The organism is Burkholderia sp. IDO3, assembly GCF_003366075.1.
In the GTDB taxonomy this organism is placed as follows: Bacteria; Pseudomonadota; Gammaproteobacteria; order Burkholderiales; family Burkholderiaceae; genus Burkholderia; species Burkholderia anthina.
Window position 1 is genome coordinate 94,429 of sequence record NZ_CP028964.1, and the last position, 13,010, is coordinate 107,438.

The following is a 13,010-nucleotide window of genomic DNA, read 5'->3' on the forward strand; positions in this document are numbered from 1 at the left end:
AGCCGAACCTATCATGAAGTTCCGCCAATCAGTGTTGCGATATGTGAATCGTTTGCCCGGAATCTGAAAGGCTTTCGAAGTTTGCCGAGGGCAAATGCGAGCGTCGAAAGCCGGACCGATCCGGCGCGCAACACGTGGTGCACTGCACGCGAACGTTTGACGAACCGTGGGCGACGACCTCCGCGCCGCCAGGCGCCGCACCCTGCTCGGGCGCGACATGGCGCGAATGATAGCAGCGCGCAAGCATCGCGTTTGCAGACTTTTTCGATTCGGCCCGCGCGCGTGTCGATGAACGGCACGCGGCGATGCGCGCGCGGCGATTTACGCGCCCGGGCTGCACGTATCCCACGTTATCCGGTCGAACAGCGCCTGCAGCTTCGCGCCGCGCGCGGGGTTCAGCGCGGCGGCGTGCGCGACCCGCCCGGCCAGGTGTGCGCGAAAGTCCGTGTGAGCCGCACGATTCTGCGATGCCGGCCCGTGACGGATGCAGTTGGTCAGGATGGCTTTCAGCAGATCGAACGCATCGCGCGCGAGGTTCGGGTGACGGTTGACCACGACGCCGGCCAGTTGCTGCCGCGTGCCGCGCCGCATCACGCGCGTCTTGCGCAACTGCAGCGCGAAGCCTTCGTCGAGCGCGATCGCGGCGACCCGGCGTTCCAGCCGTTCGGCGTCGCGCGCGAGAACATCGCCACCCGAGAACGCAAGATCGTCCGCATAGCGCGTGTAGGTCGCACCGAGCGAACGCGCGAGCGCGGCGAGCCGCATGTCGAAGCGAAACGCGCACAGGTTCGCCAGCGCCGGCGACGTCGGCGCGCCCTGCGGCAGATGCCGGTAACGGTAGCGCTGACGGGCGGCCCAGTCGAACCGGTCGCGCAGGTCGGGCGCGAGCAGCCGCGCCGACGGCACGCGGTTGGTACACAGCGCGGTCAGCGCCCGCGCGACTTCGACCGGGTAGCCGAGCGTGTCGAACAGCGCATGGACCCGCGCCGCCCGCACCGACACGAAGAAATCCGCGAGATCGAAACGCACGACGACGTCGCGATCCGCATGCGGCGCGGCGAACGACACGATCCCGCGCGCCTTGCGAAAGCCGTGCGCCGCGTCGTGCGGCGGAACGCGATCGAGCAGCCCGTGCAGGATTCGCCGCTGCGCTTCGCGCAGCCGCCCCTTCGGCATTTCGATCAGCCGGCAGCCGCCGCTGCGCTTGTCGTATCCGGTGTACGTGTAGTGATGCAGCGGCGTGTCGGCGCTACGCGCGTCGACGCGCCAGCGATCGGACAGCCAGTCGAGCTCGGCCGTGCTCACGCCGAGCCACTCGGCAAGATCGCCGCACGTCGGCCAGAGCGGCACGTCGCAGCCGGTGAGCCGGGGTGGCAACGGCCGCTGCGCCGGCGGCCGCCGCACGACGCGAATCACGACCGGCCGATGCGGGCCGTACCACGCGTTCAGGAACGCCGGCGCGTCGGCCAGCATGCCGGCGAGCCGGTCGGTATCGACGTCGGCCCACTGCGCGCCGAAGCGTGCCAGCGCGTCGTCCGACACGTCGTGTGCCCATGGCGGCGCGGCGCCGAGCACGGCCGCGATCCGGTCGACGACGCCGCCGCGTTCCGGCGCACCGGCCAGCATCGCTTCGGCAATCGTGCGGACGGTGTCGAACAGGGACGCGTGCATGAGGAAGAATGGGCGGGACGATGAGTCAACGTGACAGGTGCTGCGAGAGCAGTCTTTGCGCAACGCGCAAATTGCGCTCTTGCGACGCATCGGCGTGTCGATCTCATCCACGGGGTAGCCCCGTAGTCCTGGAACATCGGCTGCCTGTTCCGGGGGGGTGCTTGACCCACCGCCCCGCGACGCGACTTTACTGGCCGCGAACGCGGGGTGTCAATTCGAGGGACGCGCGCCGCTCATGCGCGCCGGGAAAAAAGCTCACTGAACGCGATCGGCGACACGCCGACGCCGGCCAGGTTGTTCAGCATCATCGCCCAGGTTGCTTCGTCGACGCAGACCGGAAACGATCGCACGCGATTCGCGAGCAGCCAGTAGGTACGCGTCATGCCGTCGCTCATCGCGACTTCGTAGCCGCTGCCCTCCAGCCAGTAGCCGACCGGCGGCAGCGTGACCGGCTCGAGGCGGCCGGCCCTGAACGCGGCGGCGGCCGTCGAGAACTTGCGATCGAGCGGCATGATGCGGCGCGGCACGCAATCCTGCGAATCGAGCCGGGGAAAGGCCGGGCTCGTGCCGAGCCACAGCGCGTAGAACCGGTCGGCATCGAGATGCACGACGTAGCGTTCCGTTGCGCCGGGCGTCGCGGCCAGATAGCAGTCGGCCTGGCCGGGAACGGGCACGCGCCAGGTCGCGCGCCTGGCGCTCAGGTCGACCAGCTCGCATGCCTGCGGGCGCGGCTGAATGGGCGATGGTCGGCTGGCATCGCGCAGGTCGCGCGCGCGATCGAGTCCGATACGAAGACGTGTCAGCATGGGCCCTCTCTTTCTCTCTTGATTTGTTCGAATAAGTCAGGGCATCGGCGAACCGGTCCGGCGCCCTGACGCTCCCCGGCACTCGGGAACCCGCGCAGTGTATCGCCTTTCCGTGCACGCACGATGACCGGGGGCGCCGTGCTGCAGCCCCCCGGCGCGCCGGCTTTACGGCAGCGGCGGCGCGTTGCGCAGCACGGCTTGCAGCGCGGTGTCGAACGGCGTCGTCCAGTCGATCCCGAGCGCGCGCACCCGCGATGCATCCAGATGGCAGTCGTACGGACGCGGCGTCGCGTCGGCCGGCTGGTCGATCGGCGCGAGCGATGCGTCGATGCCGAACGCGGCCGCGATCCGCCGCGCGATGTCGTACTTCGTCATCGGTTCTTCGGCGGACCAGTGACGGATGCCCGTGACGGACGCGCCCGCGAGATGCCGCAGCGTCAGGTCGCGGATGACCTGCGCGACGTCCGGCGTGTAGGTCGGGTAGCGGATCGCCCACGCGTCCATGCCGACTGCCGGTGCGCCCGGCCGCGCTGACGCGACAATCGCCGGCACGAGGCTCGTGACGGCCGACTCGCTCCAGTCGACGATCGGGCCGTACAGCAACGGCAGGCGCAGCACGCAGGAAAGCGGCGACGCGGCGAGCAAAGCCGCTTCGCCTTCCAGCTTCGTGCGGCCGTAGATGTTCAGCGGGTTCGGCGTCGCGTCTTCGCGGTAAGGCGCGGCCTTGCCGTCGAATACGTAGTCGGTGGAAATGCCGAGCGTCCACGCGCCGTAGCGGGCGGCGAGCGCACCGATGCGGGCCGGGGCGTCGACGTTGATCGCGCGGGCGCCCGCCGGATCGCGTTCGCAGACGTCGGGGCGGCGTTCGGCGGCGCAGACGATCACGGCGGCCGGCCGGCGCGTGTCGAACAGATGCTCGAGGGCCGGCTGGTCGAGAACATCGAGCGTGACGACGTTGTCCGGCGGCAATGCGACGCGGGCAGCGCCTGCGCGTTGCGGATTCCGGATCGTCGCGATCAGGTCGAGCGACGATTCGCGCGACAGCGACGCGGCGACTGCGCGGCCGAGCAGGCCGGCGGCGCCGATGAGGAGGATGGTCGGGTGCGGCACGATAGTCGGCGATGAACGGGAAACACGGGGGTTCCAATCTATACGGGAACCGGCAACCGATGTCGAGTGCCGCCGGACGTCGACGACGCGCCCGCCATGAAAAAACCCGGTGCGCGATTAAGCGCACCGGGCCCGTCATGCCGCACGAACAGCCGTGCTATCTCACTTCCGGTCGAGCGAATACCGCCCCGGCCCGGTCACCGCGAGCAACAGCAGCCCGCCGATGATGCTGATGTTCTTGTAGAAGTTGATCATCGCCACGTACTGGTCCATCCCCTGCAGTTGCCAGTAGCGATGCCCGATCAGCGCGGTCGCGAGCGTATAGGCCGCGAACAGCAGCGCGAGCGGACGCGTGTAGAAGCCGATCGCGATCAGCGCGCCGCCGACCAGCTCGATCGCCACCGCGATCACCGCCGACAGCTCCGGCGACGGCGAACCCGTCGACGCCATGTACGCGACCGTACCCGAGAAGCCGGCCAGCTTCTGCCAGCCGAACAGCACGAACAGGATCATCAGCAACACGCGGGCTGCCAGCAGCAGCTCGTCCTTCTTCGACTCCAGCGAAACGTAACGCATAGCACTCACCTTGAATTGACGGTTTGACGCATCCGCTGCCGGCGTCCGCCTGGACGGCGAACCAATGAATCGGCAACGAACCACTCCTCGCGCAATCGGACCACGGGCCGGTCGGCCCGCCGCCGAAGAATCCGCCCCTGCCGCGCCGTCGTGGCGCGCTCCGGATCGGTTCTGGCGAAGCACGGGTGCAGTCTACTGTCTCACCGTAAATCATCAATCCGTCAAAACAAGATTCGCTGTCTCTATTAAGTGGACAATTGTCACGTAACAAACGCGTCATGAAGGGCCGACACGCGTGCCGGCCCGTCGTCCCATCGCATCACATCATGTCGATCGGAAGCGTCTTGTCGAGATTGTCGTGCCATGCGCGAATGGTCTTCGGCACGGTTTTTTTCCACGTCGGCACGCTGGTGTAATAGCGCATCCGCACGTTGTCATGCGCATCGAACACGAGCAGCCCGATCCACAGATCGGCGCCGCGGCGCATCACGATCGCCGCGTTCGTCGTCGCGATGCCGCGCACCCAGTACGACTGCACGCTGGCGTTCAGGCCGTCGAGATCCTTGTCTTGAGCGCCGTAATTGATCGTGTCGACGAGCGTCTGATAGTCGGCGCCGAGCAGTTTGTGCGCGATCGCGTTCTGCTTCGCATCGGCCAGCACCTTCAGCGTCACGAGGTCGGCGGGCGACTTGCTCTGCGCCTTCGCTGCGGTCACGTAGTCGCCGCCATACACGACGCCCGCACCGGCGCCGCAATCGGCATCGTCGCCGTGTTGCACGACCTGCACGCGCGCGCCCTTGCGGCTGAAATCGAGCCGGCATTGCTCGTGGCGGAACGTGCCGCTGTCGCCGTGCAACGAGATATCGCCGCCGAGCTCGCCGGTGTTCGCGCCGTTGTTGCCGCTCAGTTCGAAATGAAGACGCGGCGCGGTGCCGGTGAACGTCAGCGCGCCGCCGAATGACGGATTGTCGCTGTCGCGATACCACGTCTGCTGCCACCGGTCGGCCGCGAGCGGCGTGCCGTTCAGGCTCGCGAGCCGCTCGCGATAGCGATCGCCGACGCACGCGGCGTCGCCGCCGCACTGGTCGCGCTGCTTGAGCCATTTCCGTTGCGCGGCTTTCAGCGCAGCCGTATCGCCGCCCTTGGCCAGCGCCGCCGTCCAGGCCGCCGCCAACTGGCCGTCGAGCTTCGACAGGCCAGCGTCCGCGCAGATCGCCTTCTCGGTCGGCGAAGCGGCTTTCGCGCAGTCGAAGCCGGCGGCATGCGCGGCCGGCGGCGAGATCGTCAGGACTGCAAATATCATGGCGGATGGCAAGATCGCGTTGCGCACCTGCCGGCCGCGAAGCGCGGCTTGCCCTCGCGCGCCGGCGCGAGCATTCGATCGGTTCTGGATTGTCATGGCCTGGATCGTCGCTGGGTCGCGGCCCCGTAAAAACATCGTGTCCGCAACGTTCGAGGTAAAAGTGCCCGACGCGGCATGCGCGGCATGTCACGCCCGCCGAAGCGTAACCCGAACCGGCCGCGCCATCCACACCGATCACGCGCACGATGCCTTTGCCCCGCCTGCTCGCACGATGACGGCAACTCGCGCGAAGGCCGGCAGCGCCGTGTCTTGCGAGCCTTTCGCGCGCGGGCAGCCCACTTGCCTGGTCGTCAGCTTCACTTCGAAGCCGTCGGACCGGCCATGCATGACCTTGGTCCGACGTGCATTCACGCGGCGCCAGCACATCGCGGCCAGAAGTGCACCTTGACCCATACCGCATCGAGCGTCGTGTGTACGTGATCGACGGGATCGCCGCTCGCGATGCGAAGATGATCCGGCCGATTCCCCGCGTCGCTCGACGATCTCCGCAGATCCCGCGGAGTTGACGCCCCTGTTCGCCGCACGCCTGTTCCGCAACCGTCGCCGGCCCTCGCCGCCCCGCACCACCCCCGCGCCGGCTATCCGCGCGCGTCCAGCCGCTCCGCGAGAAACCCGATGAACGTGCGCAGCGTGACGAACCCTTCCCGATGCTGCGGAAACACCGCGTTCAGCGTGATCGGCGACGGCGCATACGCGTCGAGCACCGGCACCAGCGCGCCGCTGTCGATCGACGCGCCGACGATGAAATGCGGCAGCAGCGCGATGCCGAGCCCGGCGATCGCCGCATCGCGCACGACTTCGCCGTTGTTCGCGATGAGCGGGCCCTGCACGTCGAACGTGCGCGCCGCGCCGTCGACCCGGAATTCCCAGCCGACGCGCCGTTCGCGCCCGTACATCAGGCACGTGTGGCCGGCCAGCTCGGCGGGCGTCGCGGGCGTGCCCTGCCGCTTCAGGTAGCCGGGACTCGCGCACGCGATCATCTTCCACGCGCCGAGCGGACGCGCGATCAGCGTCGAATCCTCGAGCGTGCCGATCCGCAGCACGAGATCGAAGCCTTCGCCGATCAGGTCGACGCGCCGGTCGGTCAGGTCGAGGTTCAGCCGCACGGCCGGATGCGCGGACAGGAATTCGGCGATCAGCGGCGACAGGTGCGTGATCCCGAACGACAGCGGCGCGCTGATCTTCAGCGAGCCGTGCAGCTCGGTGCTGCGCACCGACATCGCCTGCTCGGCATCGGCGACCTCGGCGAGGATCCGCTGCGCGCGCGCATAGAACTCCTGCCCCGATTCCGTGACCGCGAGATTGCGCGTGTTGCGATGCAGCAAACGCACGCCGAGCGCGGCCTCGAGCGCCATCGTGCGCCGGCTCACGAACTGCTTGGACAGCATCAGCTGGTCGGCTGCGGCCGTGAAGCTGCCCGCATCGACCGTCGCAACGAAAATCCTCAGGTCGTTGAGTTCCATATTGTCCACCTTAAAGAGACAGTCATTATCTCTTCAGCCATTTATTTGTCAAATAGATTGACCTAAGATTCATCTCAACGAACGGCCGGGCCCACTTCCGAGGTCCGGCGGACATCCAGGACAACATCATGATCGAGACTCGTGCAGCAAACCAACGTGGCCGTGCCGAGCATGGCTGGCTCAGCTCCCGTCACACGTTTTCTTTCGCAAACTACTACGACCCGCAGCAAGTCGGCTTCTCCGACCTGCTGGTGATCAACGACGACCGCGTCGCGCCGGGCCGCGGCTTCGGCACGCACCCGCACCGCGACATGGAAATCCTGTCGTACGTGCTCGACGGCGCGCTGGAGCACAAGGATTCGATGGGCACCGGGTCGGTGATCGTGCCGGGCGACGTCCAGCTGATGAGCGCGGGCACCGGCGTGCGTCACAGCGAGTTCAACCACTCGCACGAAACGCCCGTCCACTTCCTGCAGATCTGGGTCGGGCCGGCTGAAAAGGGTGCCGCGCCGCGTTATCAGCAGACCAATGTCGCGGCGGCCGACAAGCGCGGCAAGCTTGCGCCGATCGTGTCGCCTGACGGCAACGGCGGCTCGCTGACGATCCGGCAGGACACGCGGATCTACGCAGGCCTGTTCGACGGCGACGAGCGCGCCACGCTCGAACTGGCACCGGACCGCTTCGCCTACGTGCACGTTGCACGCGGCAGCGTGACGGTCAACGGCGTGACGCTCGGCGAAGGCGACGGCGCACGCATCCGCGGCGAGCAGGCGCTGACGTTCGCCGACGGCAAGGATGCCGAAGTGCTGGTATTCGACCTGCGTCCGGTCGAAGTGACGGCCGAGTGGGCATAACGCCCGTTCGGAAAACCAGGCCCCGCTGAATGCGGGGCCTTCTTAATCGGAGATTCGCAACATGGCCAAGGTACTCGTCCTTTATTACTCGTCCTACGGGCACGTCGAAACGATGGCGCAGCACGTCGCCGAAGGCGCGCAATCGGTGCCCGGCGTCGAGGTCACGCTCAAGCGTGTGCCGGAAACCATCCCCGTCGACCAGGCGAAGGCGGCCGGCGTGAAGGTCGACCAGGCTGCACCGGTCGCCACGGTCGACGAACTCGCGAACTACGACGCGATCATCTTCGGCACGCCAACCCGCTTCGGCAACATGGCCGGCCAGATGCGCACGTTCCTCGACCAGACCGGCGGCCTGTGGATGAAGGGCGCGCTCGTCGGCAAGATCGGCAGCGTGTTCGCGTCGACCGGCACGCAGCACGGCGGCCAGGAAACGACGATCACGTCGTTCCACACGACGCTGCTGCATCACGGGATGGTGATCGCGGGCGTGCCGTACGCCTGCAGCGGGCTCGTCAACATGAACGAAATCACGGGCGGCACGCCGTACGGCGCGACCACGCTCGCAGGCGCGGACGGCAGCCGTCAGCCGAGCGCGAACGAACTCGATATCGCGCGTTACCAGGGCAAGCACGTCGCGGAACTCGCGGCGAAGCTCGCGTCGTAACGCGGGATGCCGCCTGCCCCGGGAAGCCCGGGGGCGGGCGGCGCGTCCGGCATGCGCGGGACGCGGATGAACGAACGGCGCCGGTCGAACCGGCGCCGTTTTTTCTTGCGCGACCGCTGGCCGATACCGGCCCGATACCGGCCCGTTACTGGCCCGATGCCGGCGCGGCCAGCGCCGCCTTCGTCGCGGGCGCCTTCTGCACCGCGTTTTGCGGATAGTTGCTCTGGTCGTTGGTCAGCCGGTAGCCGCTGCCCGTGCCGATCGCCTTCAGGTCCTTCGCGTGGCGCGCGCGGGCCGCCTTGCGGGCCGCCTTCTTCTGCGCCTTGTCGAGCTGCTTCTGCGTCGGCGCGGACGCCGGATCCTGCGCGTATGCCGCCGGCGCGGCGGTCAACAGCAGACCGAACGACGCCGTTACTGCCACTGCCATCGAAACCACGCGAGACTTCGTCATGGCCGGATCTCCTTGTCGATTGTTGATTGTGGGTTGAACGCCCGCACGCACGCCATGGACGTCGGCGTGCGACGACGGCGCCGATGCAACGTTAGCCGATCGCTGCGCAAATGTCCGTGCGCGTTCCCGAATTCTCCCGATAACGGCTGCGATACATGCGCGGCCGGCGCCCGGCCGGCCGATGCCGCGCGCGCCATCAGGGAAACCGATAGCGTCGCGCGCGCTCACAGCCAGCGCGACAGCATCGGCAGCAGGATCGGCACGATGAACGCCGTCAGCACGCCGTTCAGCCCCATCCCGAGCCCGGCGAACGCGCCGGCCTCCTCGCTGACCTGGAACGCGCGCGCGGTGCCGATCCCGTGCGACGCGACGCCGAGCGCGAAGCCGCGCACGGCCGGCTCCTCGACGCGCAGCGCGTTGAGGAGCCCGCGCGCGCATACCGCGCCGAAGATCCCGGTCGAGATCACCAGCACCGCGGTCAGCGACGGAATCCCGCCGATTTCCTGTGCGACGGCCATCGCGATCGGCGTGGTCGCGGATTTCGGCGCGAGCGACGCGATCGTCTGGTGCGATGCACCGAACAGCGCGGCGATGCCGACCGCCGATGCGATCGCGGTCAGCGAGCCCGCGAGCAGGCCGACGAGCAGCGGCACCGCCGCGCGGCGCAGCTTCGACCACTGGCGATAGAGCGGCAACGCCAGCGCGACGGTCGCCGGGCCGAGCAGGAAGTGCACGAACTGCGCGCCTTCGAAATACGTCGGATACGGCGTATGCGTAAGCGTCAGCAATACGACGATCAGCGCGACCGCGATCAGCACCGGATTCGCGAGCGGATTGAAGCGCGCGCGGGCATAGACGGCCTGCGCGACGAGATACGCGATCAGCGTGATCGTCAGGCCGAGCAGCGGCGTCGCGGCGAGATAGACCCAGATCGCGCCGAGTTTCGGGAAGGCCGTCATTGCGTGCCCTCCGCCGCGGCATCCGCGCGCCGCTGGCGCCGCAGCAACGCGCGCGTGACGAGGGCGGTCACGGCGATCGCGAGCGACGTGCTCACCGCGAGCGCGACGACGACCGCGAGCGCATCGCCGCGCACGCGATCGGCCGACACCATGATGCCGACGCCGGCCGGCACGAACAGCAGCGACAGATGGCGCAGCAGCTCGAGCGCGGTCGGCTCGATCGCGTCGGCCACCTGCGGGCGCAGCATCACGAAACCGAACAGCAGCAGCATGCCGATGACGGGGCCCGGCACCGGCAGGCCGAACAGATAGGACACCCCTTCCCCGAGACACTGGAAGGTCAGCAAGACCGCGAATGCCTGCAACATGAACCGCTTCTCCCGAACGTGGCCGCGCGGGTCGTGCAGCCGCGCGGCCGATGAGCCGGCGGCATGCGACGCCGGCGTGGACGATACGCGCGATCGTACCAACAATAGGGGCGGCGCGGCTGTGGCGGCGTCCGGCGCGGCCATTCGGGCAACCGGCATGCAGCCGAAACGAATCGATGCGACACTCGCAGCCGAACCGCGCGAGATCGCCGAGCCGCACCGGCACATCTCGCGCCGCTTCGCGAACACACGCAAGACCGGCCGGCCCGATAGCCCATGCCGCATCAAGGAGAAGTTTCAATGTATTCGTGGTTTGAACGGCGCCTGCCGACATTCCCGCTCGAAGATCCCGCCACGCCGCCAAAGGGATTCTTTTCGTTCGTCTGGGCGTGCACGAAAGGCGCGCGCAGCTGGATCCTGCTGATCGCGCTGACGTCGGCCGCGCTCGCCGGATACGAGGCCGCGCTGTTCGCGATGATGGGGCGCGTGGTCGACTGGCTGTCGTCGTCGACGCCGGCCGATTTCGGCGGCCGCCACTTCGGCACGCTCGCCGGCTTCGCGGCGATCCTCGCCGGCAGCGCGCTGCTGATCGTGCTGCACACGATGGTCAAGCACCAGGTGCTCGCGATCAACTTCCCGATGCGGCTGCGCTGGCTGTTTCACCGGCTGATGCTCGACCAGAGCCTGTCGTTCTACGCGAACGAGTTCGCGGGTCGCGTGACGACCAAGATCATGCAGACCGCGCTCGCGGTGCGCGACGCGCTGTTCATGTCGGTCGACGTCGTGATCGGCGTCGCCGCGTACCTGATCGGCATTCTCGCGCTCGCGGCCAGCTTCGACTGGCGGCTGATGATTCCGCTCGTGCTGTGGGCGCTCGGCTACGGCGTCGCCTGCGCGTTCTTCGTGCCGCGCCTCGGCCGTGTCGGCAGCCAGCAGGCGGATGCGCGCGCGCTGATGACGGGCCGCATCACCGACGCGTATTCGAACATCACGACGGTGAAACTGTTCTCGCATACGCGGCGCGAAGCCGATCATGCGCGGCGTGCGATGGAAGCGTTCAAGGCGACCGGCGACGCGCAGATGCGGCTCGTCAGCGCGTTCGAGATCGTCAATCATCTGCTGTCGACGTTGCTGCTGGTCGGCTCGACCGGCCTTGCGCTCTATCTGTGGATGCACGGCGAGGCGAGCGCGGGCGTCGTCGCGGCCGTGATCGCGATGGCGCTGCGCCTGTCGAGCTATTCGCACTGGATCATGTGGGAAATGACCGAGCTGTTCGAGAACGTCGGCACGATCCAGGACGGCATCAACACGCTGACCAAGGTGCGCAGCGTGGTCGACGCGCCGGACGCGAAGGCGCTCGCCGTGCAGCGCGGCGGCATCGTGTTCGACAATGTGCGCTTCGCGCACGACGACAACGACACGCCGGTGTTCGACGGGCTGAACCTGACGATCCGGCCTGGCGAGCGGATCGGCCTGATCGGCCGCTCCGGCGCCGGCAAGTCGACGCTCGTGAACCTGCTGCTGCGCTTCTACGACGTGGACGACGGCACGATCCGCATCGACGGGCAGGACATCGCGCACGTGACGCAGGACAGCCTGCGCGCCGCGATCGGGATGGTCACGCAGGATACGTCGCTGCTGCACCGGACGATGCGCGAGAACATCCTGTACGGCCGCTCCGACGCGACCGAGCGCGAGATGCACGACGCGGCCGTGCGCGCGGAAGCGTCCGACTTCGTCGAGCGGCTGCGCGACCGGCACGGACGCAGCGGTTACGACGTCGAGGTCGGCGAGCGCGGCGTGAAGCTGTCGGGCGGCCAGCGGCAGCGTGTCGCGATCGCGCGCGTGATGCTCAAGGACGCGCCGATCCTCGTGCTCGACGAAGCGACCAGCGCACTCGACTCCGAAGTCGAAGTGGCGATCCAGCGCAGTCTCGACAGCCTGATGAGCGGCAAGACGGTGATCGCGATCGCGCACCGGCTGTCGACGATCGCGGCGATGGACCGGCTGATCGTGCTCGACGAAGGGCGCATCGTCGAGGAAGGCACGCACGCCGAACTGCTGCAGGCCGGCGGCATCTATGCGGCACTGTGGGCGCATCAGAGCGGCGGGTTCCTCAGCGAGACGGCGGATGCCGTGCAATAGGCGCACGACATTGCCCACTTTCGTATCGACCGAAACGAAATCCACGGAGTCCATATGACCACTCGACCGGATATCGCCACCGCGCTGGACGCACCCGATTCGGTGCTCGCGGAAGACGAGCAGCGATTCGTGAATCAGATTCGCAAGCACGGCTGGTTCCGCACGGAAGTGTTCGCGGAAGGCGGCGAACCGGGCTTCTCGTTCACGACCGGGCTCTGGGTCAACCACGGCTTCCCGGAGATCATCGTGTTTTCGCTGCCGGCGCGCGTCGTTCATGACGTGCTGTGGGACGTCTACCGGATGGTCGCGGCCGGCACGCCGCCGCCGGTCGGAGAAGTCACGGCATCGGTCTACGGCAACGCGAATGCGCTGCTCATGCCGGTGGAAAAGGTGCACTACGAGGATCATCTCGGCTGGAACCGCTGGTTCTACGGCAACGACGACTTCCCGTGCGTTCAGTTGCTGTGGCCCGATCGCGACGGGATTTTTCCCGGCGAGCCGCAAGCGGACGACGCGTTGAACGCCGCGCAGCCGCGCCTGTTCGGATCCCGCAACGATCGCCACTGACGTGCATCGGCCG

13 protein-coding genes are annotated in these 13,010 nt (G+C 67.8%); 4 read left to right on the forward strand and 9 right to left on the reverse strand.

Annotation, left to right across the window (positions count from 1 at the left end; all coding sequences use genetic code 11):
* Positions 1 to 321: 321 nt before the first annotated feature.
* The 6 genes from DCN14_RS32075 to DCN14_RS32105 all read right to left on the reverse strand — a co-directional run bounded on the left by DCN14_RS32075 (position 322) and on the right by DCN14_RS32105 (position 6,989).
* Positions 322 to 1,671 carry a reverse transcriptase family protein gene (locus tag DCN14_RS32075; RefSeq protein WP_096508586.1) on the reverse strand — a complete coding sequence of 450 codons (1,350 nt, stop codon included), beginning with the start codon at positions 1,669 to 1,671 and terminating at the stop codon, positions 322 to 324.
* Positions 1,672 to 1,904: 233 nt separating this feature from the next.
* On the reverse strand, positions 1,905 to 2,477 hold the full coding sequence (locus DCN14_RS32080; RefSeq protein WP_096508585.1) for an Osa protein: 573 nt from the start codon (positions 2,475 to 2,477) through the stop codon (positions 1,905 to 1,907).
* Between the two features lie 165 nt (positions 2,478 to 2,642).
* Positions 2,643 to 3,587, reverse strand: a complete 945-nt coding sequence (locus tag DCN14_RS32085) for an SDR family oxidoreductase (protein WP_096508584.1) — start codon at positions 3,585 to 3,587, stop codon at positions 2,643 to 2,645.
* A 162-nt stretch (positions 3,588 to 3,749) separates the two neighbouring features.
* A complete protein-coding gene (locus tag DCN14_RS32090; protein ID WP_096508583.1) occupies positions 3,750 to 4,163 on the reverse strand; it encodes a DoxX family protein in 414 nt (137 codons plus the stop codon).
* A 319-nt stretch (positions 4,164 to 4,482) separates the two neighbouring features.
* Entirely contained in the window at positions 4,483 to 5,466 is a 984-nt protein-coding gene (locus tag DCN14_RS32095) for a lysozyme inhibitor LprI family protein (protein ID WP_240327483.1), read from the reverse strand.
* 638 nt (positions 5,467 to 6,104) lie between these two features.
* On the reverse strand, positions 6,105 to 6,989 hold the full coding sequence (locus DCN14_RS32105; RefSeq protein ID WP_096508580.1) for a LysR family transcriptional regulator: 885 nt from the start codon (positions 6,987 to 6,989) through the stop codon (positions 6,105 to 6,107).
* Positions 6,990 to 7,117: 128 nt separating this feature from the next.
* On the opposite strand from DCN14_RS32105, the gene DCN14_RS32110 reads away from it, so the two are divergent.
* Positions 7,118 to 7,843: a pirin family protein gene (locus DCN14_RS32110; RefSeq protein ID WP_096508579.1), complete on the forward strand. Its 726-nt coding sequence runs from the start codon at positions 7,118 to 7,120 to the stop codon at positions 7,841 to 7,843.
* 61 nt (positions 7,844 to 7,904) lie between these two features.
* The gene (gene wrbA / locus DCN14_RS32115; protein ID WP_096508578.1) at positions 7,905 to 8,507 is read left to right on the forward strand and encodes an NAD(P)H:quinone oxidoreductase; all 603 of its coding nucleotides are present in this window, start codon (positions 7,905 to 7,907) and stop codon (positions 8,505 to 8,507) included.
* A gap of 145 nt (positions 8,508 to 8,652) precedes the next feature.
* Here wrbA and DCN14_RS32120 read toward each other — a convergent pair whose 3' ends face one another.
* From DCN14_RS32120 to DCN14_RS32130, 3 genes are all read right to left on the reverse strand, one after another.
* Positions 8,653 to 8,958, reverse strand: coding sequence for a hypothetical protein (locus DCN14_RS32120; RefSeq protein ID WP_096508577.1), 306 nt, complete (start codon positions 8,956 to 8,958; stop codon positions 8,653 to 8,655).
* Between the two features lie 224 nt (positions 8,959 to 9,182).
* Positions 9,183 to 9,917 carry an LrgB family protein gene (locus DCN14_RS32125; RefSeq protein WP_096508576.1) on the reverse strand — a complete coding sequence of 245 codons (735 nt, stop codon included), beginning with the start codon at positions 9,915 to 9,917 and terminating at the stop codon, positions 9,183 to 9,185.
* Positions 9,914 to 10,285 carry a CidA/LrgA family protein gene (locus tag DCN14_RS32130; RefSeq protein WP_096508618.1) on the reverse strand — a complete coding sequence of 124 codons (372 nt, stop codon included), beginning with the start codon at positions 10,283 to 10,285 and terminating at the stop codon, positions 9,914 to 9,916. Before DCN14_RS32130 ends, DCN14_RS32125 begins: the two co-directional genes overlap by 4 nt.
* Before the next feature lie 300 nt (positions 10,286 to 10,585).
* Here DCN14_RS32130 and DCN14_RS32135 point away from each other — a divergent pair, with 300 nt between their 5' ends.
* Both DCN14_RS32135 and DCN14_RS32140 read left to right on the forward strand, forming a co-directional pair.
* Entirely contained in the window at positions 10,586 to 12,430 is a 1,845-nt protein-coding gene (locus tag DCN14_RS32135) for an ABC transporter ATP-binding protein (RefSeq protein WP_096508575.1), read from the forward strand.
* Positions 12,431 to 12,484: 54 nt separating this feature from the next.
* Complete coding sequence (locus DCN14_RS32140) at positions 12,485 to 12,997, forward strand: DUF4262 domain-containing protein (protein ID WP_096508574.1); 513 nt, start codon at positions 12,485 to 12,487, stop codon at positions 12,995 to 12,997.
* Positions 12,998 to 13,010 lie beyond the last annotated feature (13 nt).